Raw genomic sequence first — 25,857 nt, 5'->3', positions numbered from 1 at the left:
TGCGGCCGCGCTCGATCGTTTAGAAAATGGCGTTAGTTATACTGACGCTGATAAGCAGAGTTCATCACTTCGATGACTTGGGCGTAGCCCATGTCGTTCAGAGTTTCGAGGTAAGCGTCCCAGTCAGCTTCGACGTTGCCGGAACCGAGAACCCATGCCTGCTGACGCTCCAGCATATAGGTGCGCAGGGATGGCCAGTACTTATCGTAGACAGCTTGTTCATCTTTGTTGAACGCAACGCCAAGGAACTGATCCACGAGTAGGTCATTGGCGGAATACAGCTCGATGCCTTCGCGTGCCGCTGGTGCGGTCCACTGCCATTCGTAGCGATAATCCTGCCAGTAGCCGCGCTGGATTTGAGCGCCTTCCAGATACATCTGGCTGTTCACAGCTTTGTCGCTGTTTAGCACAGCGTCTGTATAGACCGGCTCACCATCGACCATGTTCCAAGTCTTGCCTTCGACGCCGAAGTTGGAAAGCAGACGTCCCTCTTCGGTGAACCAGAAGTCAAAATACTTGACGACGGTTACAGGGTCTTCCGCCTGATAGCTGATTGCCCAACCATCGGGTTTGACCGGAATACGGCGGTGTTCTTCCATCCGGACACCACCTGCGGAGGCTGGCGGCAGGAATGGAATGAAGTTGAAGCCTTCAACTTTGTCGGCAAGCGAGGCGTTATAGCCAGATGTCGACGCGAACCAGTCATGGGTCACACCACCAAGGTTCTCACCGAGCAGATAGTCGCGAGAGGATGATCCGCGGGTGAAGATTTCAGGGTCAATCAGACCTTCTTCATACCATTTGGCAATGTTGGACAGACCAACCTTGTAAGCCTCTTGAGCATAAGGATGCACCAGCTTGCCTTCGTCGGTGACGTAGAAATCGTGGTATGTGTCAGACCCGGAAGAGCGAGCATCCCACAATGTCAGCAAGCGGTTAACTTCTTCCCACTGACGGGCAAAGTACGGAATTTCGTCCTTCAGGCCGTTACCGTTCGGATCTTTGTCACGGAAGGCGACCATGACTTCATACAGTTCGTCCACGTTCTGTGGCTGCTCCAGCCCAAGCGCATCCAGCCAGTCTTGACGGATGAACCAAGCGCGACCGAACTGACCATCGGGCAGATAAGGGATGTAGTAGTAGTTGCCGTCATAAGACGAGATCGCCTGCTGAAGACCGGGGTGGCTGTCCCAAAACGCCTGAATATTTGGCGCGTGTTCTTTCACCAGGTCGTTCAGAGGAACGAAAGCGCCCTCCGGCCCGTATTGGTTGACAGGTTGCTGGATCAAGTGGCCGCCGACGATGTCAGGCAGATCGCCTTGTGCCAGAAGCAGGTTCATTGCTTCGTTACTGTCGGTGGAGTTCCGGCCAGCGGTTTTGTCAACGAGGCTCACACCCGTCATTTCGCGCGCAGCAAGCTCGACGGGGTATTCCTCGTCCGAGTTCGGCACGCCGTAGCCCTGAGCACGTGGCCAGTGCATGTGAATGGTAAGCTCTACCGGTTCGTCGACGACTTTCAGATGTCCGTCTGCGAAAGCAGGCGACGTCATTGCTGTCGTCATCAGAATGGCTGATGCAAGTTTGAGATTGCGCATATTGTCCTCCCTTATGCGGTTGTTGGTCATTCTTTCACCCCTCCAAGAAGGATGCCTTTGTTGAAGTATTTCTGCAGGAACGGATAGATCAGCAGGATCGGAATGATCGAGCAGACGATGATCGCCGCACTGACCGTCTCGAACGAATAAGCGGCGCTTTGCAAGGTGTTGGCAAATTCCTCATCGTCAGAAAGCTCGACGATGACGTGGCGCAGATAGACCTGCAGCGGAATCTTGTCCTCGTCTTGCAACAAGACCATTGCCCAAAAGAAGCCGTTCCAGCGCGACACGACGCAGAACAATGCGACGGTTGCAATCGCTGGTTTCGACAGGGGAAGATACACCTTCCATAAAACCTGGAATTCGTTCGCCCCATCCATCCGTGCGGCTTCTTCAAAACTTTCGGGAATGCCTTCAAAGAAGTTGCGCAAGAGGATGATGTTGAAGCCGTTGACCGCAAAACCAATGATGATGCCGAAATAGCTGTCCAGCAGGCCGAGGTCGCGCATGTTCAAGAAGAACGGGATCATACCAGCGTGGAACCACATGGTGAATGCCACCATCAAGTTCCAGAACCGCCGACCGTAAAGTTGTTTGCGCGACAGCGCGTAAGCGCCCGGAATGATGAACGCGAGGCTCATCAGAGTACCGCCGATCGTATAGATGAATGTGTTGCGGTAGCTGATCCAGAACATCGGCTCTGCCAAAACGCGGCTGTAGGCTTCAAGCGTGAATCCAACGGGCGTCAGAACAACGCTCCCCGACCGCGCGGCGAAGCCGGAGCTCATTGACAGGGAGGCGATGTAGATGAAGGGGTAGAGCGCCGAGATGGTGAATATCCCGATCAGCACCATGTTCAGGACGACAAACGCGCGGTCACCCTTTGAGTAGAGGTTCATGTTGGCCATAAGACGGGTCCTCCTACCACAGTGACGTGCGCGAATAGCGCTTGGAAATGGTGTTCGCGCTCATCACTAGGACGAATGCAACGACTGCATTGAACAGGCCGGCGGCAGCGGCGAGGTCGTATTGCCCGCCTTGTAGGCCTTGCCGGTAGATGAAGGTGTTCACAACGTCTGCGGTCTCATAGGTCGCCGGCTGGTACAGCAGGATGATCATCTCGAAGCTGACCTCCAACATGTTGCCGATGCGAATGATGAGCATGATGATAATCGTTGGCATAATTGACGGGATGGTGATCTTCCACATCATCTGCCAGCGGCTCGCGCCATCGACGACGGCGCTTTCATAGAGCGTCGGGGACACACCCGCGATTGCCGCCAGATAAACGATCGACTGAAACCCGGCCTCTTGCCAAATGGTTGTGCCGACAAAGATCGGCCGGAACCATTCAGCCTTTGTCAGGAAGTAGATCGAGTCCAACCCGAACCAACCAAGTATCGTATTCACGATCCCTGCCGAAGGCGAGAATGCGGTGATCACGATGCCCGCGATGATCACAGAGCTGATAAAATGTGGAAGATAAACAATAGTTTGCGAAGCTTTCTTATACCATTGCTTGAGGATTTCATTGAACATCAGTGCCAATAAGATCGGCATCGGAAATCCGAATATCAGACTGAGAAAGCTGATATAGACGGTGTTCCTGAGTGCGCGCAGGAATTGGTCATTATTAAACAACGTCTCGAAGTGCTCGAGGCCAACCCATGGGCTATTGGCCACCCCGCGAAAGACGCTGTAGTCTTTGAATGCGATCTGCAGCCCGTACATTGGTTTGTAAAGGAATACCAAGAGCCAGATAATCGTCGGAAGCAGCAGAACATAAAGCTGCCATTCGCGGCGCATGTGCTCACCGATCATTTGGACCCTACTACGCTTGCGATCACGCAGCGCCTCACTGGCTTCGACGACCAACTCCTCAGTGGAGCCGCCTACTTTGCTCCCCGGGGCCTTCATTCGACACGTACCTGACCCGACAGGGCCACTCCCGTTTTAGCGTCGAAGACTTTGATCAGGTCCGGTGATGCGGTAAAGCCAGTGACATCATTCAACTGGTTGATATTGCCGAGTGTTTCAGTCCGGATCACGAATGGCTCTCCGGCGATGGACATGTGCAATAATGCTTCTGAGCCAAGCGTTTCGACGAGGTCCAGTTCGCCCATGATCGCCCCTGCTTTGGGCTTGGTCACGATCTCAGCATATTCCGGCCTGATCCCGACAATCACCTCGCGGCCGACTGCGTTTTGCAGTCCGGGCAACGGAGCGAGCGCAATTTTCTGGCCTGAGAACTCGGCCACAGGACCAGAATCACCATCCGCAATAACGGCCTTGATCTGGTTCATCGGCGGCGCGCCTAAAAAGCCAGCTACAAAAGAGTTTGCAGGGTTGAGGAACAACTCCATCGGTGTGCCGATCTGCTCGATCCGCCCGTCATGCATAACAACGATCCGGTCGGCCAGCGTCATCGCTTCGACCTGGTCATGGGTCACGTAGATGCTGGTGACACCCAAGCGCTTGTGCAAACGCTTGATTTCGGCGCGCATTTGGGTGCGCAGCTTGGCGTCGAGGTTTGAAAGAGGCTCGTCAAAAAGGAAAACCTTGGGGCGGCGCACAATTGCGCGGCCCATGGCAACCCGCTGCCGCTGGCCGCCGGACAGGTCAGCAGGCCGACGCTCCAAATAGTCTCTCAGTCCAAGAATTCCGCTGACTTCCTGGACAGCGTCTTCGATCTGCTGCTTACCCTCCTTACGGATCCGCAAGCCGAATGCCATGTTCTCTGCAACGTTCAAATGGGGATAAAGCGCGTAGTTCTGGAACACCATTGCCACGTCCCGGTCTTTAGGAGCGACGCGGTTCATCAGGCGACCGTCGATCATCAAATCTCCGTCCGAGATCTCTTCAAGACCGGCGATCATTCGCAGGGTCGTCGACTTGCCACATCCTGATGGACCAACGAGAACGACGAATTCTTTCTCTTGAACCTCCAAGTCAATCCCATGAACGACCTGAACCGCCCCATAGGCTTTTACGATGCTATTCAACACAACGCCTGACATGGCCCCTCCCAGAGTTTGCGGCCGGCTCCTCCAATGGGCGTGGCCGCGTTTCGCGCTCATCAAATGTGATTCGCGCCAATCTAACTGGAATACTAGTCTGTTTATTCTAGTATACTAGTATTGATTTTTGTTTTTTACCGATGTCTATTCGTAAGGAGTTATTAGGGCCCGTCATGAAGATCACTGAAGTCATCATTACCCCCATCGCTATCCCTGACGTCCCTTTGGCGAATACCAAAGGTGTGCACCCTTCAGTCTTCTTGCGATCAGTTATCGAAGTAAAAACCGACTCTGGCTTTGTCGGGTTGGGGGAAGGATATGGTGCCAAGCGGACCTTAGATGGGCTAGAAGCCGTTGCTCCAATACTCGAAGGCTTGGACCCCTATGATTTGCGTGACCTGCGACGACGCGTAGAAGCGGCCCTGCCCGATAGTGGCGGCGTAAATGCCCCCACGGCCCTCGCTGACCACAAGGTCATTGACGTGGTCTACAGTGCTTTTGAGATCGCCTGCCTCGACATCCGAGGCAAAGAAGTCGGTCGACCACTTTATGATTTGCTTGGCGGAGCGGTTCGCAAAACCATCCCTTTCGGTGGATATCTCTTCTACAAATTTGCCAAGCAAGATCTGACCTTTGGCCCCGACATTATGGGCGAAGTCATGACGCCCGACACGCTTGTCGCGCAGGCCAACGAGTTCTCGCGAGACTACGGCTTCAAATCATGGAAGCTTAAAGGCGGTGTTTTGGAGCCAGAGCTTGAAGTCGAAACGATGCTCAAACTCCGCGAGTCATTCCCCGATCACGCGCTTCGTATCGATCCCATGGGGGCATGGACGGTTCCAACCGCCAAGCGCATTGCCGATCAGCTTGAAGGAGTCCTCGAGTACCTAGAGGACCCCTGCCGCGGAATGGATGCGATGGCTGAACTGTCGGCGCTTATTCACATACCCTTGGCGACGAACCTTGTTGTGGTGGAGTTCGAGCAAATCATCGAAGCGGTCAAAAAGGATGCTGTCCAGATCGTGCTGTCAGACCATCACTACTGGCGCGGCGCAACTGGCGCCATTCATCTGGGCGAGATGTGTCGCGCCGCAAACCTTGGCGTTTCCATGCACTCCAACTCCCATTTGGGCATTTCGCTTGCCGCCATGTGCCATGTCGCTGCGGCGACGCCCAACCTCACCTATGACTGCGATACCCACTATCCATGGTCGACCAAGGAAATCATCAAGGGTGGTCGACCGAAATTCAAAGACGGAACGCTTCAAGTGCCAGAAGGCCCGGGCCTTGGGGTCGAGCTAGACCACGAAGCGGTAGCCGAACTACACGAGCTTTATAAGACGGCCATGGTCAAAGACCGCGACGATACGGACGAAATGCTCAAGTACATTCCTGACTACGTGCGCAAGGTGCCCAGATGGTAGGTGCAATCAATACAACTAAAACAGCGTCACCCACGGAATACTGGCAAACGCGGTTGCCATCACTTATGTCAGGTCTCAAACGGAGGATACGGCAATGCCAACAGTAGCACGCGTAAAAGAACGCAGAACGAGCGTCGATGTCGTGTTTGACCATCTTTACAAATCGATTGTCACTCTGGATCTGCTGCCCGGCGATAAGATATCAGAAGCCGAGATCGCCGCACAGTTCGAGGTGTCGCGCCAGCCAGTCCGAGACGCGTTCAGTCGGCTTGAAAATCTGGACTTGCTGCTAATACGTCCGCAAAAAGCGACCGAAGTAAAACGGTTCTCGCTTCACGAAATTACCAAGTCGCGGTTTGTTCGCGCCAGTGTCGAAGCCGAAGTTCTGCGCCGCGCTGCAAAAATTGCCACATCAGCTGACGGTCTGTCACTTGACGCCGCACTTGCTAAACAGGCCCAAGCTGTTGCCGACGGGAACTATCAAGAATTTGGCAAGCTCGACTACGCCTTCCACAAAGAACTGTGCAAGATCGCGAAGGTTGAATTTGCTTTCGAAGTGATTTCCTTCGAGAAAGCGAACGTGGATCGTCTCTGCATGCTCAGCCTGTCCAAAGAAGACCGGATGGAACAGCTTTTGGAAGACCACCGCGCTATTGCTGATCGCGTCAAAGCGGGCGACGCGCATGGGGCGGTTGAAGTTGGAATGGTCCACCTATCGCGGCTTGATGCGACAATAGACGCAATCTTTGAGCGCAATCCTGATTACTTCGACACCTAACTGTCTTGAACTTGCGCATGTTTCCAAGCACCGCTGAGCAAGCGCAAGTGGAACATCGGAAACTTCAGCAGCTCTTCTAAGAAGTACAGCGCGAAGACCCAGCCGACAGACAGGTTCAAAACCATCACGAATAGCAGCGTCATAGGGACTTTGAAGACCCATTGCCCGACGACAAAGATGTTCATCACGCGCAATGTATCGCCCGAAGCGCGTAAAGTCTGCCCGCAGATCGCGTTCGATCCTTTGGGGAATGGCAAGACCAAAAGCGTCGGCAGGAACAGCAAGACCGCAGCCTGCGTTTCGGCCTCCAGCTCGTCATAGATCCATGGCGATGACAGGCACAAAATCAAATAGATGGACGAAACAATCCCGGCTGCAACAAACGCGCCGCGCCAAGCACGTCTCAAAAAGGTGTCGAGTGTGGCCTCGTTTGCCCCCGCCCCCAAAAGCTGCGCCATGATGATACCTGTCGCTTGCGCCCAGCTCATACCGAATGTTCCCACGACCTGAACCCAAGGCATGATCAGCGTGATAGCCGCAAAGTCATTGATGCTCATCCGTGCATAAATCAGCACGCAAACCTGAGTGCCCAAGGTCATGCTGAGGAACGTACCCGCGATAGGGAGCGAAAAGATCATATGACGCTTGAAGGCCACTACAAAGCTGCCGCGCGTCCACCCTTTCACGTCTAGGAAAAGACGGTTCTGACGATAGAACTGCACCCCAAGAAACGCGACCCGCGTCAGCGAGGCGATGGCGCTTCCATAGGCAGCCCCCACGACCCCCATCTGCGGCGCGCCATAGAGGCCGTGGATCAACACAACGCTGACCACAACATTGATCGGCATCGCCAACAGATAGCTATAAAAGGTAGTTTTGGTTTTCCCGCAGCCGTTGAAATGGCTCCCAAGGCACTGTCCGATGGCTTCCGAGAAAACCACTAGCAAAAAGACATGCAGATATTCCTGCGCCTGTTCGGCGATCCATGGAGTTTTGGCAGCGCTCTCGATAATTGCGCCGCCGAAGGCGATAACCAAAAGAACACCAAGAAAAACAGAAACTAGGTTGATAATCAGGCCGCAGTAAAATGCCGTCTTCAGCCCCAAATCCCCTGCCCCGCCAAAGGATTGCGCGATACGGATCTGCGTCGCATTGGAGAATGCGAACAATATTCCCAAAAGCAAGCCAGCAACGGCACCGGCGATCCCCATCGCGGCCAACGCAGTCTCGCCCAGCGAAGAAATCAGATAGGCGTCAATTACGATAATGCCATGCAGCATCAGTGCCTTAAGCGCCAACGGCCAAGCCAGATTATAAATGTTTCGACTGGTTGGAGTCGCAGCGTCCATCGGAAACTCGTGTCTGAGACCTGCCCCAACCGGGAATGTGTGGGCGCGCGATCAATACGGAAACTAGTATACTAGATGATCCGGCGACTGCACGGTCATAATGCACCTTTTGGGAAACAAATCAGCCGCTTCAAGCAGATGCGATTTGCTTCTCGCGCAAATGGGTCTGCTGAAGAACCAAGCCCTGCCAAAGCAGGTAGGCATCGATTTCGATCTTTTTTCCGCGAGACAGAGAGATCAGCGTCATGAGGTCCTAACTGGAAGCCGCCCGCGAGGATGCGTAGCAGCGTCCATCATGGCGGAACATGTGTGCCAATCCATCGACATAAGCAGCGCTACAAAGTCTAAACGCACACTCACAAACAGCAGTCAATTCCATGTGTGCTGACCGCCAATTGTCATGTATTCCACCGCATGAGGTCGAAACGACAAAACTCGTCATTTCGAAGGCCAGCCGTTGAGCGTTAGTACACCATGACCGCCACGCGGCCTGCGCGCGAATGCTGATCCCTCATCGAGGCTTGGTCTGACAGGTATTGAAGTCGCGGAACCAAAGTGACCCCGAATTGTTAATCCTCTAACCTCGAGAGGAGTCATCATGTCTACGATCACCACCATCAACCCTGCGACAGAGGAGCAACTTCAAACTTACAATTTGATGTCGGAGACGGAAGCAATCGACGCATTGGAGAAGTGTCACGCGGCCTTCTTGGAATGGCGCAACCAGTCACATGAGGATCGTGGAAAGTACCTTACCAAGATCGGACAGAAGCTGCGCGATAACGCGGATGAATTGGCCGCCTTAATGACCCGTGAAACCGGCAAGCTTTTGAAGGATGGCCTTCGCGAGGTCGAAATCTGCGCCGCGATCTTCGATTACACTGCCAAAAACGGGCCCGACGAGCTTGCAGACGAGGAACGCACACATGACGCCGACGGGAAGCGCGGCGTCGTCAGTTATCAACCTCTCGGTGTTATCTATTCCATCCAGCCATGGAACTTCCCCCTCTACCAGCCAGTACGCGTGTTGGCCGCCAATTTAATGGCTGGCAATGGCTGCGTTCTAAAGCATGCAAGCATTTGCACGGGCTCTGGCCTTCGGCTGAAAGAGCTTTGCGACGAAGCGGGTCTCCCTTAAAATTTGTTTCAGGTCATTCTGATAGACCACGACACGAGCGATATCCTTATCGAACATCCCAAAGTGCGTGGCGTCACACTCACAGGAAGCGATGGCGCGGGGCGCCATGTCGGCGCGGTCGCGGCAAAAGCGTTGAAGAAAACAGTGCTCGAACTCGGATCAAACGATGCCTATTTGGTGCTTGAGGACGCGGATATAGAGACCGCGGTGAAATTCTCCGTGATGGGTCGACTTTACAACAACGGTGAAACCTGTGTTTCCGCCAAGCGCTTTATCGTTACAGACAAGGTCTACGATGCGTTCGTGGGCGCGTTTGTGGACGAGATGAAGAACATCACTATGGGTGATCCAATGGACGAGGCTACTCAACTCGGACCGCTATCGAGCCAGGATCAGTTCGAAACCGTTAAAGAGCAAGTCGACGAGAGTGTTTCGAAAGGGGCCACGATTTTATGCGGTGGCGAAGTGCCCGACCGCAAGGGGGCTTACTACCCTGCCACAGCGCTGGCCGACCTCTCCCCAGGAATGCCTGCTTATGACGATGAGATTTTCGGTCCGGTCGCATCTATTCTTCGTGCGAAAAATGATGAGGATGCGATGCGACTGGCCAACGAAAGCCGTTACGGGCTCGGTGGTGGCATCTTCTCTCGAGACGAAGATCGCGCCCTCAAACTGGCTCGAGATCACTTTGACACTGGCATGGTACGTATCAACTCGTTTGGCGCGGCTGACCCGAACATGCCGTTCGGTGGCGTCAAGGATTCAGGCTACGGGCGCGAACATGGCGGCTTTGGCATGAAAGAATTCGTCAACACCAAAGCGATTTTTCTCCCATGATCACACTCCATGCCCTCAAGTATTCTCGCGCGACCCGCGTGCTGTGGCTGCTCCACGATCTTGGTCAGTCCTGCGAGCGGGTCGACTATGATCGAACAGAGAACTTCCGCGCTCCTCCGGCCCTTGGCAAGGTTCATCCACTCGGCAAATCGCCAGTTATCGAAGACAACGGCCAACTGATTTCCGAGTCTGCGACGATCTTGCGCTATCTGGCCGAAAAATATCGCGACACACAGCATCGGCCCCCTTCAGGATCACCGGAGTTCTGGCGACACGAGACCTTGCTCGACTATGCTGAGGCTTCGTTTGCTGAAGTTGCAATGCAATCTATTCTGCCTGCGTTTGACGGAAAGGACATACCGGAAGCCTCTAAGGCTGCTTTGGACAAGCATCTCGACTACATTTCGAGTGAACTCGGGGAAGGCCCGCTTCTGTTCGGCTCTGCTCTAACTTTGGCCGACATCCAGATTTCCTATATTTTGGCGCTTCTCGACCGGTTCGAATTGCTGGGTTCCCATCCGAGTATCGCCGACTATTGGCAAAGGCTGCAAGAACAGAGCGGTTATATCGCAGCACTCACACAAGTCGGTCCGATGGCGCCGCCAAAGGACTGAAACGCTTTTGACTTCGTATAACTATTGAGTACCCCAATTGAAGCGCCAGCGCCTGACTTCTGCGTTCGGTATCCTACTAAGGACTACAACATGCCATTTGATGAGACTGCCCATCACCTCGCGGTTATAGGGTTCGGCCCGCGCGGCTTGGGGGCATTGGAGGCTCTCGCTGTCGAAGCGTCAGAGAACGGGATTCGCATTCACGTGGACATCTTCGATCCGTTCGAATGGCCAGGTGCCGGCCCCAATTTCGATCCTGAACAAAGCGACCTATGTCTTCTAAATATCCCGATCCGAGATCTAGAAATCGATCCGGACCGCTTCCTTGCTGGTGAGTTTGGTTCGTTCTTAGATTGGTCCACACGGCAATATGAGGAAGATGATTTTCCGTCGCGCTCCGACCTCGGGGCTTATCTGCATGCACGTTTCAGTGCCCTGCACCGCGCTGCAAAAGACATGCTGACGATCACGCACGCAAGGACGCTCATCACACACCTCGACCTTTCTGCCGAGGGCTGGAGGCTGAAGGCGGGCAACACTGAATTTGGCCCCTACGATGAGATATTGCTCACTCAAGGACAGCCCAAAACCGAACCCGACCCACAGTTGAAGAGATGGGATAAACACGCAGAGAAACACAAGCTCCACCTTATGCATGCTTACCCCGCTAACCGTCTTCTGGATGCTGCAAGCGACTGGGCTGGCAAGACCGTCGCGATACGCGGGTTGGGGCTGTCCACATTTGACGTGATCCGGCTTTTGACCTCCGGCTTAGGCGGGACTTTTAGCCAAGGTCGCTACAAGCCCTCAGGCAAGGAGCCCCAGAAAATTCTGCCGTTTTCTCTGAACGGCCTCCCCCCTTCGGCGAAGCCAGCCACTTTGCAGATCGATAAGAAATTCGATCCGACATTGGAGGAAACGCTGTTTTTTGAGGGAGCGTTAAAATCCACCCTCGCCTCCCAACCGGAGGACGCCGTAAAGATGATTTGTGACGCGTTAGTTGAACCCACGGCCCGCATACTCTCGGAATGTGGGAGTAGAGAAACGGACTCTGATGTGACGGCGTGGTTGGAGACAGAGCGCAAAGACGCGGGCGCTCAGGAAGCTCGCGACGCGACGGAGGCGCTGAAACATGATATCGAAATGGCCTACGGTCGCGCTGCGCCGTCGGTCGGCTACGTCATCGGCCAAATCTGGCGCAAGTGGCAAAACGAGCTGCGCCGCGGCATCAATTCGGAACGGCACCAAAAGGACACCGCTGCGGCGATTGTCGGCTTTGATGAAGGATTGAAGCGCTATAGCTATGGCCCTCCTGTCTCTGCTTCGGAAGAACTTTTGATTTTGATTAAACAGGGCCTTGTAAGCCTTTGTATTGTCGATGATCCTGCTGTTTTGCTCGAGCCTGGTGGATGGCGTCTTATCGAGTTCGACGATGCCCTGTTTGCCTCGGTGATGATCGACGCCGTATTGCCGAGCCCTAACCTTGCCCACGTCTCAGATCCGTTGATCTCTTCTTGCAAAATGGAAAGCTGGGCCACCCCTTTCGCACCAGATATGGGTGCCCATACGCTTCCCGACGGCCAGTTGGTTGCAAAGGATGGGAAGACCCGCCCGGGGCTTTGCCTGCTTGGCCGCTTGGCGCTTGGCAGCGTTATCGCTGCGGACTCGTTGCATGATTGCTTCGGAGCATCGTCGTCTAGATGGGCAAAGGGCGTCGCAGGGCGCTTGTCAGGTTGATCCCATCTCGCATCGAAACCGTACGTTAGCGATGTCTTTAGTTGTTTCAGCCGCGCGCACTAAAAGGCACACCACGCCCTTGGTCAGACTTCAATCAGGACGCGACCGCGCTCCACTTTCACGGGATAGGTCCCGAGATTGACGCAGACCGGCGTGCGCATTGCCTCTCCCGTGCGGTAATCGAACTGACCGTTGTGCTTCGGACATTCGATAGTGTGGTCTAATACCAGACCGTCAGCCAAGTGCACCTGCTCGTGTGTGCACAAGCCATCGGTGCAGAAATACGAGTCGTCGGGCGAGCGATAGATCGCAAAAGTTCGTCCATCGTGATCAAAACGGATCACGTCCTCCGCATCGATGTCGTCTGTCGCGCAGGCATCAATCCAAACTGTCATATCGTAATTCCTTATTCGGCCGGAACGGCTGGCGTAGTGGATCGGGGTTAAGGTCTGCCGCCCAATGCAGTTTCGTGCAAATCTATGCGGTAGGGTCGCGCTGTCTTGGGCAGTTCCCGGCTCAAGAAATCGTCGTGATACCTAAGCTGCCGGATCAAAATCGGAAGGGCTTCGCTGTAGGCCTGCCAGATCGAGCGATTGGGCGCTGGCAGGTCGTGTCTGATCATCTCGTGCAATTGAGGCAACCGATGATATGGCACCATCGGAAACATGTGATGTTCAATGTGATAGTTCATATTCCAGTAGATGAAGCGGCTGAGCGGGTTCATGTACACCGTACGACTATTCAAACGATGGTCGATTACGTTCTCGGCCAGCCCTGCGTGTTGCAGAACTCCAGTCAGAACGTGATGCCAAGCGCCGTAAAGCCGGGGCAACCCGATCAGCATTACCGGTAGAATTGATTGCGTTGCCAAAGAAGTCGCGATGACCACTGCATAAATTGCGGTCCAAATCCGGGCGATGCGGATGACCTTGGGATGTTCGCTTTCGGGGATATAGGTTCGTTCCTCCGCGTCGAGGCGACCCGAGGCGTTAAGGATCATCCGCTTCCACCCTGCAAAAGCATCAAGGATGCCAAAGAAGTTTAAAGCGATCCGAAGCAGCGCGGGTGGGCGCATCGCCACGATTTCAGGATCGCGACCAACGATGATGGTATCGGTGTGATGGCGGGCATGGCTCCACCGCCAAGTGACGGGGTTGCGGACCATACAGAACGAAGCAATCTGGTAAACCCAGTCATTATACTTCGCCGTTCTGAACGGCGTGCCGTGGCCACATTCATGCCAGCGGCTGTCCATGGCCGATCCGTAAAGAACGCCGTACGCCAGCCAGAATGGAGCAGACCACCAAGACGGCCAAAGCCAAACTGCGGCAGAGGCAAACAGGAACATCGCGGCAAACAAGACAATGGTGTCACGCATCGCCGGTCCGTCGTCGCGTTTCATCAAGGCTTTCATGTCCTTGCGCGGGATGTCGGTGTGATACCAGTCCGCTGCAGCCAAACCCGTCTTGACCGCGCGTTGCGCGTCAGGTCCCAACAAAGAGTAATTGCGTACGCCCACCGGACCCTCCCGATTTGAACCATTTTTTTGGATGATAGCAGGCGGGTTTGAACCGGTCTTGCTTGGCGCATTGAATTACATCAAAATACCTCAATCTATCGTCAATATTTTGGTGTAATTACATCAGGAATAAGATGCCAAAACGCCCGACCCTTAAAGACCTCGCGCTCGCGGCGGGCGTCGGTGTCGCTACCGTCGACCGGGCACTGAACGGCCGGTTGAACGTGCGACGGGAAACCTTGGATAGGGTGTTGGAGGCTGCTGAGCGCATTGGTTATCCAACCCGCCTCTTGTCGGCGCGGCGCGATGAAGCCAACAGACCGGTGATCCGTTTCGGCTTTGTGCTTCACAAAGGCACGCAGGAATTCTATCGCAACTTTGCATCAGAACTCCAAGATGCCGTTGCTCGACGCCACGACATCCGCGGACGTGCGATCATTCGATTTGCAGCCTCACAATCCCCAGAGGATTTTGCCGAAGATATCCGCAACATCTCCGAGCAGGTCGATGTCATTGCCACGTCGGCCATCAACCACCCGACCCTTTCAGATCTAGTGCAGGAGTTGTCCAGCGCGCAGAAACCGGTCTTCGCGCTACTAAACGACTTCGCGCAGGGTATTCGTCAGAATTACTTGGGCCTGAATAACGTGAAAGTTGGCCGAGCTGCCGCGTGGATGATCACCACTCAGATGCGTGCGCCTGGAAAACTGGCAGTTTTTGTGGGCGGCAACAGGTGGCACAGCCACTTGTTACGTGAGACAGGTTTCCAAAGCTACGTCCGCGAGTTTGCGCCTGACTTCACGATGCTCAATACCTTGGTCAATCTTGAAACGCGGCAGGTGACGTATGAAGCAACGCTTGACCTGCTCGAGCGCCACTCTGACCTGCGTGGCATCTACGTCGCTGGCGGCGGAATGGAGGGGGCTATTGCCGCCCTGCGGGAACAGCGTCCGGCTGGAAAGGTGGCGCTTGTTGTGAACGAGTTGACTGAGGTGAGCCGCAAAGCGCTGGTGGATCGTTATGCCACAATGGTGATCGCGACACCTTTGCAGCAGCTGTGTACAGATCTGGTGGAGATGATGACTGCGTCAGTTCGAGACGGGTCGAACCGGACCTCTAGCCAGCACTTTCTTACTCCACAACTGTATCTGCCAGAATCCTTTTAAAGCTTGTGCTTATGCGTCGCGCTCCATAATCCACTCAACCTCTGGGGCCGGAACGAAGCGCCACTTGCGCAGCGGTCCTGCCATGACGTTAAGGTAATACATCTCGAACCCGTATGGCGCGCCGCACGGGTGGTGCCCGCGCGGAACGCAAACAACATCGCCATCGGATACGGCCATTGTTTCATCAAGGCTGCCATCATCCGTATAAACCCGCTGGATGCCAAATCCAGACGCGGGGTTAAGGCGATGATAGTAAGTTTCTTCAAGATAGGTGATGCGCGGGAAGTCGTCTTCGTCATGTCGGTGACTGGGATAGGACGACCAATGCCCTGCAGGAGTAAACACTTCTGTGACCAAGAGGCTGTCACAGAAATCCTCGTTCTCCATTGCGATGTTGTTGATGTGGCGCGTGTTGGTGCCCTTGCCGCGTTCGGTCAAGGTAATGCCGTCTGGCCCGATGCGACGCGCTTGGTGACCACCCATTCCGGGTGCCGTGCAGACAGCAATGACGCAATCGGTTTCAGCAATAGCAGACCACTCAGTGTCATTCGGGAGGTAAAGGCAATGGGGCGGCGTTTTTTCAAACACATCCATGCGGTCCCCCAGAACACCCCATTCCTGACTTGCGCCGCTGATCGCCGCTTTGCCCTCGACCATGACCAAGATGACTTCCCGATCCCCTGTCATTTCAGCCGCCGTATCACCAGCGTTAAGCCGGTAAAGCGAGAAACCGACATAGCGCCACCCCGCGCTTTCGGGCGTGATCTGGTGCACCTTGCCACGGGTGCCGAATGGCTTCTTCAACAAATCGGGCATAACCGGCTCCTTCAGTTTGCGATGGTCAGGCCGGAGCGACCACAGACATCAACGATATGATCATAACCGATCTTCGAATACTCGTAAGGCGGCGCCTTTGCCGGATCTTGTTCTGCCTCGACGACGATCCAGCCGTTGTAGTCCATCGCCTTCAGCGCTTGCGACACGGCAAGAAAATCGATGCATCCATCGCCCGGCACCGTGAATGCCCCAGCGATGACCGCGTCCAGAAAGCTGCGGTTGTTGGCGCGCACATCCGCGACAACTTCAGGGCGGATGTCTTTGAAATGGACATGCTGAATGCGGTCTCCCCAACGGTCCAGCGTGCGCATCACGTCGCCGCCACCGAACAGCAAATGGCCGGTATCAAAGCAAAGCCGCAGCTCTGGGCCGGACCCCTCCATCAGCCAATTCACGTCGTCTTCGCTTTCGATGATAGAGCCCATGTGGTGGTGGTAGGCCATCGGCATGCCTTGATCGGACATCCATTTGGCCAATTCGGTCAGCTTGCCCCCGTAAGTCTGAACCTCGTCGCGTGACAACGTCGGGCGATCATTGACCGGCGTTTCGATCTGGCCCTGCACCGTGTTGGAGCATTCGGCATAGACGACGCAAGGGCTCGACAACGCCACGAACTGCTCGACCTGCTGGCGCACCGCATCGCGCTCAGCCGCAAAATTGTTGTTCAACGAATTGCCCGAACACCAGCCGCCGCACAAGGCGATGTCATTGGCTTCCAAATAAGCCCGCAACCCTTCGGTATCATGCGGCATGCGCTGCCCCCGCTCTACGCCCGTGTAGCCGATTTCGCGTGCCTCTTTGAGGGCCTGCTCCATCGTGTAGGCCGCCGTAATATCCGGCAGATCGTCGTTTTGCCACGCAATTGGGGAGATTCCAATTTTAACGCTCATCGTAGTGTTCTTTCCTTAAGCGCCTGCTCATATGCGGCGCGTTTCTCATTGACGGACTGTCGCTCGGATACCTCTGGGACTGCCACTTCCCACCATGTTCCGCCATGTGGCGTGCTGGGATAGGGGTCGGTGTCAATCACAATGACATATGGCCCTTTGACGCTGGCACGCTCCGAGAGCGCCGACTCCAGTTCGGCAATCGAAGAGACTTTGAGGCTTTTCGCGCCCATTGACGCAGCATGGGCCGCGAAGTCGATTTGTGAGGGCTGAGAATGGACGGAGTGATCAAGCAGGTTGTTGAACTCTGCCCCGCCTGTGCCCATCTGCAGCCGGTTGATACAGCCAAAACCGCGATTGTCGGTGATCACAACGGTAAAGCTAACGCCCATCATCGCGGCGGTGGCCATTTCGGAGTTGGCCATCATGTAAGTGCCATCGCCTGTAAAGCAGATCACATCGCGCTCTGGCTGGGCCATCTTGATCCCCAAGGCTCCGGCGATTTCATACCCCATGCAGCTAAAGCCGTATTCCATATGGTAGGACATCGGCCGACTGGATTTCCAAAGCTTGTGCAATTCGCCCGGCATGGTGCCAGCGGCGCACATTACCACAGTGTCCTCTGTCGATGCGCGCTGCACTGCGCCCACAACTTGCATGTCGGTGGGCAGGGCGTTGCCATCGCTCGGTGCATCTGTCAACGGGTCGACATTGTCGAACCAGTCGGATTTCAGTCCCTCCACGCCCGCACTACATTTGTGCCTGCCCAAAGCTTCAGACAGCTCATGCAGGCCAACCTTTGCATCAGCGACAAGCGGAATCGCCCCGTGTTTTGCCGCATCATAGGGAGCTACGTTCAAGCAAGCGATTTTCCGGACAGGGTTGGAAAACAGCCCCCACGATCCAGTGGTAAAATCCTGAAAGCGCGTACCAACCCCCAGCACGAGATCAGCTTCGGCGCAAACGGTGTTCGCAGGGGCCCCTCCCGTAACACCAACCGGCCCAAGATTGAGAGGATGGTCCCATGGCAACGCGGATTTGCCCGCCTGTGTTTCTGTGACAGGGACGTTGTGCGCTTCGGCGAACGCGCGCAACGCTTCAGTCGCGCCAGAGTAATGCACACCGCCACCTGCGACGATCACGGGCCGCTTGGCGGATTTGAGAGCATCGGCCATCGCGGCAAGCTCATCCAAATCAGGACGGATGCGACGCGCGGTCCAGACTTTGGGGGCAAAGAAATGCTCCGGGTAGTCATAGGCCTGCGACTGCACATCTTGACAGAACGCAAGCGTTACCGGCCCACATTCCGCCGGGTCGGTCATCACGCGGAAGGCCCGCGGCAACGCGGTCAAAAGATGCTCTGGACGGGTGATGCGATCGAAGTAACGGCTGACCGGTTTGAATGCGTCGTTGGCGGTGATCGTGCCGTCGCTTATATCCTCGATCTGTTGCAGCACAGGATCAGGGCCACGGGTCGCAAAGACGTCCCCGGGCACGATCAGAACAGGCAGCCTGTTCACATGAGCGAGTGCCGCCGCGGTGACCATATTCGTCGCGCCCGGCCCGATGGAGGACGTGACCATCATCGCCCGCTTACGGCCCAACTGCTTGGAATACGCAATCGCGGCGTGGGCCATTGTCTGTTCATTATGCCCGCGATAGGTCGGCAGATCGTCCTGGACATGATACAGCGCCTCCCCAAGACCGGCGACGTTGCCGTGACCAAAAATCGCCCAGCATCCGGCGATGAAGGGCTCACCGCTTTCGGTGCGCTGAGCGGTGATGTATTTCACCAAGGCCTGAGCCGCGGTCAGCTTAATAGTTTTCGTCATGACTCTGTTCCTCTAGAGGGCATTCAAATTGATACCTTTGCGAGCGTCATCCCAGATCTCGCACAGGCGGGCAAAACGCTCCGACATTTGTGTGACAGCCGCCTCATCGCTCATTTCGCCGGTCATCCAAGCTCGCGCAGCGTCCCCAAATATGGTGCGCCCTACTGCGAAGCCTTTGACCAGCGGTTGCTTGGCCGCAATGGCAAAACTGGTGGTCAGCTCTGCCTCTGGCGCGTCCAGCCCCAACACCACAATTCCACGTGTGCGCGGGTCATTCCGCTCGATGGTTTCGACGACATTTGCCCAAGCGGAATCAGTTGTGAACGGCTCAAGCTTCCACCAGTCGGGGTAGACGCCCAGATCGTAGATCTGCTGGATCAGCTTAGGCGTCGTCATGTCATCAACAGGCGCGACCTTTGACGGGATCACTTCAAGCAGGAACTCTAGATTGTTACGACGGCTTGCGGTCCACAGCCGTTTCACCACATCTTCCTGCTTTTCGCGGATCTCCGCCCTGTCTTCGGGATGCGCGAAGATCAGAAGTTTGACGATGTTCTCCCGCGCCCATTCGGTCAACTGGCCATAGTCGTGGCCAAGCTCCGGCTCTAGCTTGATCGGGCGTGAGCCGGGCAATTCCGTTGGGCGGCCTATCCACAAACCGCTGCCAGTGGCACGATGCAATGCGCGGCGCCCTATGCGGTTGTCGCACAGGATACCAAACCCGCCCTGCCCGTTCTGCACTTTCAGCGCCGCCTCAAGGCAGAGTTCTTTGAAGGCGCCGCCTTTCTCAAGCGTATAGCCTTGCATTTCTTCAAGCTGCAGTCGGTGATCGAAGGCGAAGGTCTTGACAGACGGCCAATCCCCAGCGCGGTTTGTGGCCCAATGGACCTGCTCCAGTTCTGCATCGTTGCGCAGGTCAGGCCGTTTGATGCCCCGCTTGAAAAAAAACTGAAGCTCTTCCCAGCTGGGATAGGCTGGTGTGCATCCATGCCGCGACACTGCGAAAGCGCCGCAGGCATTGGCGTATTTGAGCGCGGTTGGCCAATCCTCGCCATCGAGCCAGCCCTTCAACAGGCCGGACATGAATCCGTCCCCTGCCCCGAGCACGTTGAAGACCTCAATCGGGAAACCCGGCCCTGCTTCTCCATCGTCTAAGCTGTCCGGAATATCGCCTGTAAAAGCCACTGCACCATCCGCGCCGCGCTTGCAGACCAGTGTCGCGCCAGACACGGCGCGCACCGCCCGCAATGCGGCGATCGTATCGGTCGAGCCACCAGCGATGTGGAATTCTTCTTCGGTCCCAACAATCAAATCGAACAGATGCAGCGAGGTCTGAAGCTTGGCAGTTACATCGGCGCTTTCGACAAAACGGCTTTCGCCGTCGCCGTGTCCTGCAACGCCCCAAAGGTTCGGGCGGTAGTCAATATCGAGAGCCGTCTGCATCCCGTCAGCGCGGGCAGTTTTCAGAGCTTTGATCGTCGCGGCCTCGACGCTTGGATGGCTCAGATGCGTGCCTGTCGCAACGACGGCGCGGGCAGAGCGGATGAAATCCTCGTCGATATCGTCCACCGTCAGCCCCATATCAGCGCAATTCTCGCGGTAGAAGATCAGCGGGAACTGCTCTTGGTCGCGGATGCCCAACAGAACTAGAGCGGTTAGGCGATCGGGATCGATTTTCACTCCGTCGGTATTTACCCCCTCGGCCTGTAGCTGCTCGGTTATGAAGCGGCCCATATGCTCGTCACCCACACCGGTTATTACAGCCGATTTCAGACCAAGTCGCGCGGTGCCACAGGCAATGTTTGTAGGGGAGCCGCCGATATACTTGTCGAACGAACGCATGTCTTCGAGGCGGCCGCCAACTTGCGCGCCATACAGATCCACGGAGCTTCGGCCTATCGTTATAAGATCAAGAGACTTCATTGCATTTCCTCGTGTGCAAGCGATCCCGCCGGTCATTGGCTTGTTGCGGGTCCAGTGCTGCGCTTGGCTGCCGAGCAGTTCGGCGGGTGGCGCTAACTTATTCTGACGGCATTTCCAGTTTGTACAGATTTCAGCGCGGCGTCGGCGAGTTCAAGCGCCTTGAGACCGTCATCCCCTGTCGTCGGCATCGGAGTCCCGTTGGCAACTGCATCCACAAACGCCGCGATTTCGTTGGCGTAGGCTGCGGTGTAACGCGACATGAAGAAATTCAGCAGCGGTGGGCGAGTATAGCCGTTGGCATTGGCAATCTCGATCCGAGCTTCGCGGTGGTTTTCCGCACTAACGGAACCCTCAGACCCGTGAACTTCGATCCGCTGATCATAGCCGTAGCTTGCACGACGGGTATTGCTGATCGTGCATTGTTTGCCGCTTGCGGTGGTCAGGATCACGTTGAGGCTGTCATAGTCGCCCAGCTCTTTGATCGCAGGATCAGTCAGAACTGATGCTGAGGCTTGAACGGTTGCGACCTCCTCGTCCAAGAGCCACCGTGCGACGTCGAAATCGTGAATTGTCATGTCACGGAAGATGCCACCGGAACGCTTGATATAGTCGGCAGGAGGTGCCCCGGGATCACGGCTGATCAACGAGATCATCTCGACCTTGCCGATTTGACCGTCATCAATGGCCTTCTTGAGCGCCATGAAATCTGGGTCGAACCTGCGCTGGAAGCCAACCATCAGCGCTGCACCTTCTTCAGTTACCGTCTTGAGACATTCCTTCACCCGTTCGACACTCAGGTCGACGGGCTTCTCGCAGAACACAGCTTTGCCAGCACGCGCGAAGGCTTCGATCAGATCAGCGTGGGTGTCTGTGGGCGTGCAGATTGCAACCGCGTCCACATCATTGCTGTCACGGATTGCATCAATAGTGCGGATTTCGCAGCCATATTGATCGGCCACCGCCTTTGCCGCATCCGCCATAGGGTCTGCAATCGCAACCAGTTTGGCGCCGGGGGTTGCGGCGACAGCGCGGGCATGGACTTGCCCAATTCGGCCAGCGCCGAGAATTGCAAAGCGAACGGTCATATGTGGCTCCAGTTTACCGACATGTGTTTAGTTAGTCTGATTGCCCATGATTCACGCCAAGCGCGAGCTGCGCGGCAACGTGAACAAAAGAGGGTTGAATGGCGCGGCCGTAGAGACTGTAGCCACCAAATCCATGCTTCATAGAAATTCCGATTGGAGTTCAAGTGGTATTGCGCCCGCCCCCCATTGGGCTAGGCTGCGTCTTCATAGCCTTCTTGCGTCTTCGCTCCGGTGATGTAGGCCACGACATCTTCGCCAGAAATGTCTTCGGACTTGATGTCGAGGTTGGCGCAAATCCGACCACGTCGAAACACCACGACTCTGTCCACCAGATCAAAAACCTGCCGCATATTATGGCTGACCAAGATCAACGACTCGCCCGCCTCTTTCAAAGTGCGGATGATGTTTTCAACCTGAGCTGTCTCCTGAACACCAAGTGCTGCGGTGGGTTCGTCCATAATGGTCATTTTGGAATGGAACGTCGCCGTGCGGGCAATCGCCACGCATTGCCGCTGACCGCCCGACATGTTGCGGATTGCGTTGCGAATGTTGGGGATCTTAACCCCTGTCTTTTCCAGCCCCTGAACGGTGGCCTGCCGCATCGTCTTGTAGTCCAATATCCGGAAGGGGCCGAGGAAGTTCCATTTCGTAATCTCGCGTCCCAAGAACAGATTGTCTGGCACGTCCAGATCATCGGCCAAGGCCAATGTCTGGAACACGGTTTCAATCCCGGCTTCGCGGGCATCAATCGGACCCGAAAACTCTACCGGTTTGCCATCGAAGATAACCTTGCCACGCGTGCGTTGCTCAACCCCAGTAATCTGCCGAACGAAGGTGGATTTACCAGCCCCGTTGTCGCCCATAATGGCGACATGCTCGCCCTTTCGGAGCTGGAAGTCTGCCCCTGTCAAAGCGTGGACACCGCCATAGTGTTTGGTCAGGTCGTGCGTCTCGAGGATGAATTGATCGCTCATAGGAAATCTCCTTTCAACGCCCACCGGCGCGTTGCTGACGGTACTGGTCTAGAACTACCGCACCGATGATGATCGCGCCCATTGCCATCAACTGATAGAACGCATCAAGCTTGATGAACGTGAAGCCGGATTGGATGACACCAAAGACCATGGCGCCCAGAACGGTGCCGATGATCGACCCGCGCCCGCCAGTAAGACTGACCCCGCCAATGACGGCCATGGCAATTGCATAAAGCTCGTAGAATTGCCCCATACCCGCTTGAGCTGTCAGGTTTTTCGAGCTCAGGATGATCGCTGCAAATGCTGCCAGCATAGAGGCAATCATATAGACGAGGATCTTGTGACGTTTGACGTTGATGCCAGACATCCGCGCGGCATCCTCGTTCGATCCGATGGCGTAAGTGTGTTTGCCGTAAACCGTAAATTTCATGATCAAAAACAGCAGGCCCGCCAGCAAGGCGAACCAAACGACTGGCATCATACCAGCCCCAAGGGCCGCGAATTCTTCGGTTGGAAATGAGACCGGTTGGCCTTTTGTCCACCATTGCGCAATGCCGCGGCAGATCAGGAACATGCCCAGTGTCGCGATGAAAGGCGGAATCCGGGTGAAGGCAATCAACGTGCCATTTATGGCCCCGATGAATGCGCCAAAGGCAAGGCCCACGACTATTGGTATGAGCACGGGTAAATCAAAGGCCCAGTCGCCGAACACAGCTTTCGGGTTCGGGTTCCCGTTGACTAGCTCGGTCTGGCCGAAGGACATCACGATCATGGCCGCAGCCCCGACAAGTGGTCCGGATGAAAGGTCGATCCCCCCCGAGATGATGACTTGCGTCACACCCAAAGCGATGATGCCGATAATCGACACCTGCAGAATGACAATCTTGATCCGAGCGACGTTTAGGATGGTCCCATCGCGCTTCTCATTGAAATCGAACAGCATGCTTTGACCATTCATATATGGCAGCAACTGCCCCAGAGCCTCGAAAGCCAGAATGATCAGAACGAGCGCAATAAAGACATTCGCTTCGTTGGGCCACGCCCGCTTGGACTTGTCATAGGTCAGCCCACCGACGCCGTGTGATGTTTGATTTGCCATGGGTCCCTCCACAGGCGTTTGAAGCTTTTTGAGCTTCGGTTGTCGGAGCGACGCACATAAAGCGCCGCTCCGACCCTAATCGCTTAAATGTCCTAGTTCTTATTCAGGAAATCGCCGAGATTAGCCGGAGTTACCAGTTTGAACGGGATGAAGACCTGCTGGTCGACTGCCTCACCACGTGCCAAGGCCAGTGCGGCATCGACAGAGCCTTCGCCCTGACCAAACGCATCTTGGAACACGGTTGCATCCAAATCACCTGCCTGCATGGCCACCAATGCGTCTTGTGTCGCGTCAACACCTACGACCACAACGTCTTCCATCGAGATGCCAGAGGCCTTCATCGCCTGGATCGCACCAATCGCCATTTCGTCGTTGTTGGCAAAAACCACGTCAAAGTCGGCGCCCGAAGATAGCCAGTTGGTCATAAGGTCTTGCGCCTTATCACGTGACCATTCAGCTGTCTGGCGGTCGATGATGGACACGAAGTTGCACATGTCCATTCCCAGAACGTCGTCGACGTCTTTCGTCCGCTGCACGGCGGCTTGGTTGGACAGCTGCCCCATCAGCAAGTAACCGGAAGCACCGCCGCCCAGTCCAGCTGCGCGAAGCAATTTGCAGGCCTCAAATGCCGCCAATGTGCCGGATTCAATCTCGTTCGAGGCCACGAAGGCCTGATCATCAGGAAGAGTGTCCATGTTGACAGGCTGGCGGTTGACATAAACCAGTGGGATGCCTGCGGATGACGCAGCTTGCGTCATAGCTTCGGTTGCGTTGGTGTCGACCGCGTTGATGATGATCGCGTCCACGCCAGAAGCGACGAAGTTGTTGATCTGGTCAAGCTGCTTGGCGACATCGTCAGCCGCATCTTCTACAACAAGATCTACGCCATCGAGGCTCTTCGCGTATTCTTCCATTCCGTTCCGCATGACGGTCAGGAAGTTGTCATCAAAGCGCGCAATCGAGACGCCGATTGTCTCGGCCATTGCACTAGTGGTCATAAGCGAGGCAAGGCCTACGGCTATTAGGGTCTTTTTCATTGGGTTCCTCCCGTTATTGGTGTCCGGCGCACCATTCCTCCAGCCGGATCCCCATAAGTTTGGGGCAGTCAATCCTCGCGGCTATGCGGCCTCCTGCTGCACACGTGAGGTTATGAATTCGAATGAGCGCTTGATCACTGCATAGGGGTCCGCAAGCGCATGGGTCTCTGGCGAGAAACACTCGTAAGAGATCGGCCCTGTGTAGCCCCCTTCGATCAAAGCGCGGATTTGCTCTACGTTCCCAAGACGGTCTTTCGCGTCGATAAGAACCCGGTGCCCGTCTTCCATCTCGTCAAGGCTCAAGGCAGGGTTTGTGACTGCTGAGACGTGAACCATCCCGGTGGAATCCGGAAAAAACTGCTCTTCGCCGGCCAGAACGTGATGGAACGTATCATGCACCAACTTGAAATGAGCGCCACCATCTATGGCGTCAATCGTATCAACCAATTCTTGCTTAGATCGCAGGGAAGAGCGCAGAAATCCCAGTGGCTCGACCAATGCCACCATGGCAGCATCACGCAACATGGGCAGAATGGCCTTCATTGCCACCCGCAAATTGGCCTGACGTTCCCCGTTCCCCAAACCCGAACCGTCATTGCGAGGGATCAAGCTAATGGTCTCTGCACCCGCAGCCCGCGCTGTGGCAATCAACTCTCTGACCGCGATTTCTCGCTCGTCATTCCAGTCATTGAATGGATAAATTTGGCTCAGCCCGACAAGGCGCAACCCTTTGTTGCGTGCAATCCGACCTGCTTCGAGGGGGTCCATGCCGTCAAACAAGGGTTGGTCAATGTCATTGCGAACTTCGACGCCCTTGCATCTAAGCGCGGCCGCCAGATCCAGAAATGCGACATAACTCAATCGCGGAACGGTCATGTGATTAAGCGCAAAATCCATCATCCCCCCTTCCGCCGATAGCCAAACAGGAAAACAACTGTTCAGGACGGCGTGACCAGAACCTGCGGCGCTTTGATCGATTCGATCAAGGGTATCAGGGTGCGTTTTCGTC

Annotated in this window: 21 protein-coding genes and 1 pseudogene; 6 read left to right on the top strand and 16 right to left on the bottom strand. The window is 55.4% G+C overall.

Translation table 11 applies throughout. From position 1 onward, the window contains the following. Positions 1–32: 32 nt before the first annotated feature. From BM352_RS09815 to BM352_RS09800, 4 genes are read right to left on the bottom strand one after another with little or no spacing between them, the layout of a single operon-like run. Complete coding sequence (locus BM352_RS09815; RefSeq protein ID WP_090220081.1) at positions 33–1,595, bottom strand: type 2 periplasmic-binding domain-containing protein; 1,563 nt, start codon at positions 1,593–1,595, stop codon at positions 33–35. A gap of 26 nt (positions 1,596–1,621) precedes the next feature. Further along, on the bottom strand, positions 1,622–2,503 hold the full coding sequence (locus tag BM352_RS09810) for a carbohydrate ABC transporter permease (protein ID WP_090216102.1): 882 nt from the start codon (positions 2,501–2,503) through the stop codon (positions 1,622–1,624). Between the two features lie 13 nt (positions 2,504–2,516). Then, on the bottom strand, positions 2,517–3,512 hold the full coding sequence (locus BM352_RS09805; RefSeq protein WP_090216100.1) for an ABC transporter permease: 996 nt from the start codon (positions 3,510–3,512) through the stop codon (positions 2,517–2,519). Beyond that, complete coding sequence (locus BM352_RS09800; RefSeq protein ID WP_090216097.1) at positions 3,509–4,612, bottom strand: ABC transporter ATP-binding protein; 1,104 nt, start codon at positions 4,610–4,612, stop codon at positions 3,509–3,511. The genes BM352_RS09805 and BM352_RS09800 overlap by 4 nt, the downstream gene beginning before the upstream one ends. Before the next feature lie 173 nt (positions 4,613–4,785). Between BM352_RS09800 and BM352_RS09795 the strand changes: the two genes are divergently transcribed. Together BM352_RS09795 and BM352_RS09790 are read left to right on the top strand one after the other, a co-directional pair. Further along, entirely contained in the window at positions 4,786–6,036 is a 1,251-nt protein-coding gene (locus BM352_RS09795) for an enolase C-terminal domain-like protein (protein ID WP_090216094.1), read from the top strand. A 94-nt stretch (positions 6,037–6,130) separates the two neighbouring features. Continuing rightward, the gene (locus tag BM352_RS09790; RefSeq protein WP_090216092.1) at positions 6,131–6,814 is read left to right on the top strand and encodes a GntR family transcriptional regulator; all 684 of its coding nucleotides are present in this window, start codon (positions 6,131–6,133) and stop codon (positions 6,812–6,814) included. On the opposite strand, the gene BM352_RS09785 is transcribed toward BM352_RS09790, so the two are convergent. Beyond that, the gene (locus BM352_RS09785) at positions 6,811–8,163 is read right to left on the bottom strand and encodes an MATE family efflux transporter (protein WP_090216089.1); all 1,353 of its coding nucleotides are present in this window, start codon (positions 8,161–8,163) and stop codon (positions 6,811–6,813) included. The two genes, BM352_RS09790 and BM352_RS09785, sit on opposite strands and share 4 nt — an antisense overlap. Positions 8,164–8,761: 598 nt before the next feature. On the opposite strand from BM352_RS09785, the pseudogene BM352_RS09780 reads away from it, so the two are divergent. From BM352_RS09780 to BM352_RS09770, 3 genes and pseudogenes are all read left to right on the top strand, one after another. Beyond that, positions 8,762–10,138 (top strand): annotated as a pseudogene (locus BM352_RS09780) (NAD-dependent succinate-semialdehyde dehydrogenase). Continuing rightward, positions 10,135–10,752, top strand: a complete 618-nt coding sequence (locus tag BM352_RS09775) for a glutathione S-transferase family protein (RefSeq protein WP_090216087.1) — start codon at positions 10,135–10,137, stop codon at positions 10,750–10,752. The pseudogene BM352_RS09780 and the gene BM352_RS09775 overlap by 4 nt, the downstream one beginning before the upstream one ends. Before the next feature lie 90 nt (positions 10,753–10,842). After that, positions 10,843–12,489 (top strand): FAD/NAD(P)-binding protein, encoded by a 1,647-nt coding sequence (locus tag BM352_RS09770; RefSeq protein WP_090216084.1) that lies wholly within the window; start codon positions 10,843–10,845, stop codon positions 12,487–12,489. Between the two features lie 83 nt (positions 12,490–12,572). Here the strand turns inward: BM352_RS09770 and BM352_RS09765 are convergent, their stop codons facing one another. Both BM352_RS09765 and BM352_RS09760 read right to left on the bottom strand, forming a co-directional pair. Continuing rightward, positions 12,573–12,884: a MocE family 2Fe-2S type ferredoxin gene (locus BM352_RS09765; RefSeq protein WP_090216081.1), complete on the bottom strand. Its 312-nt coding sequence runs from the start codon at positions 12,882–12,884 to the stop codon at positions 12,573–12,575. Positions 12,885–12,931: 47 nt separating this feature from the next. Beyond that, positions 12,932–14,008 (bottom strand): fatty acid desaturase family protein, encoded by a 1,077-nt coding sequence (locus BM352_RS09760; RefSeq protein WP_090216077.1) that lies wholly within the window; start codon positions 14,006–14,008, stop codon positions 12,932–12,934. A gap of 134 nt (positions 14,009–14,142) precedes the next feature. On the opposite strand from BM352_RS09760, the gene BM352_RS09755 reads away from it, so the two are divergent. Continuing rightward, complete coding sequence (locus BM352_RS09755) at positions 14,143–15,174, top strand: LacI family DNA-binding transcriptional regulator (protein ID WP_090216074.1); 1,032 nt, start codon at positions 14,143–14,145, stop codon at positions 15,172–15,174. 9 nt (positions 15,175–15,183) lie between these two features. On the opposite strand, the gene iolB is transcribed toward BM352_RS09755, so the two are convergent. The 9 genes from iolB to BM352_RS09710 form a co-directional block, all read right to left on the bottom strand. Further along, positions 15,184–15,990 carry a 5-deoxy-glucuronate isomerase gene (gene iolB / locus BM352_RS09750; protein ID WP_090216071.1) on the bottom strand — a complete coding sequence of 269 codons (807 nt, stop codon included), beginning with the start codon at positions 15,988–15,990 and terminating at the stop codon, positions 15,184–15,186. Positions 15,991–16,001: 11 nt separating this feature from the next. Then, on the bottom strand, positions 16,002–16,901 hold the full coding sequence (gene iolE / locus BM352_RS09745) for a myo-inosose-2 dehydratase (protein ID WP_090216068.1): 900 nt from the start codon (positions 16,899–16,901) through the stop codon (positions 16,002–16,004). Continuing rightward, on the bottom strand, positions 16,898–18,730 hold the full coding sequence (gene iolD, locus BM352_RS09740; protein WP_090216064.1) for a 3D-(3,5/4)-trihydroxycyclohexane-1,2-dione acylhydrolase (decyclizing): 1,833 nt from the start codon (positions 18,728–18,730) through the stop codon (positions 16,898–16,900). Before iolD ends, iolE begins: the two co-directional genes overlap by 4 nt. Positions 18,731–18,742: 12 nt before the next feature. Then, entirely contained in the window at positions 18,743–20,653 is a 1,911-nt protein-coding gene (locus BM352_RS09735; protein ID WP_090216061.1) for a bifunctional 5-dehydro-2-deoxygluconokinase/5-dehydro-2-deoxyphosphogluconate aldolase, read from the bottom strand. A gap of 92 nt (positions 20,654–20,745) precedes the next feature. Further along, positions 20,746–21,738 (bottom strand): inositol 2-dehydrogenase, encoded by a 993-nt coding sequence (gene iolG / locus BM352_RS09730; protein ID WP_090216059.1) that lies wholly within the window; start codon positions 21,736–21,738, stop codon positions 20,746–20,748. A 191-nt stretch (positions 21,739–21,929) separates the two neighbouring features. Beyond that, positions 21,930–22,712, bottom strand: coding sequence for an ATP-binding cassette domain-containing protein (locus tag BM352_RS09725; RefSeq protein WP_090216054.1), 783 nt, complete (start codon positions 22,710–22,712; stop codon positions 21,930–21,932). 13 nt (positions 22,713–22,725) lie between these two features. Further along, positions 22,726–23,811 (bottom strand): ABC transporter permease, encoded by a 1,086-nt coding sequence (locus tag BM352_RS09720; protein ID WP_090216051.1) that lies wholly within the window; start codon positions 23,809–23,811, stop codon positions 22,726–22,728. A 92-nt stretch (positions 23,812–23,903) separates the two neighbouring features. Then, positions 23,904–24,848: a sugar ABC transporter substrate-binding protein gene (locus BM352_RS09715; protein WP_090216050.1), complete on the bottom strand. Its 945-nt coding sequence runs from the start codon at positions 24,846–24,848 to the stop codon at positions 23,904–23,906. An 81-nt stretch (positions 24,849–24,929) separates the two neighbouring features. Then, positions 24,930–25,745: a TIM barrel protein gene (locus BM352_RS09710; RefSeq protein WP_090216047.1), complete on the bottom strand. Its 816-nt coding sequence runs from the start codon at positions 25,743–25,745 to the stop codon at positions 24,930–24,932. Positions 25,746–25,857 lie beyond the last annotated feature (112 nt).

It is taken from the genome of Litoreibacter janthinus, from assembly GCF_900111945.1.
Taxonomy (GTDB): domain Bacteria; phylum Pseudomonadota; class Alphaproteobacteria; order Rhodobacterales; family Rhodobacteraceae; genus Litoreibacter; species Litoreibacter janthinus.
This window is presented reverse-complemented; position numbering and strand designations above follow the sequence as displayed.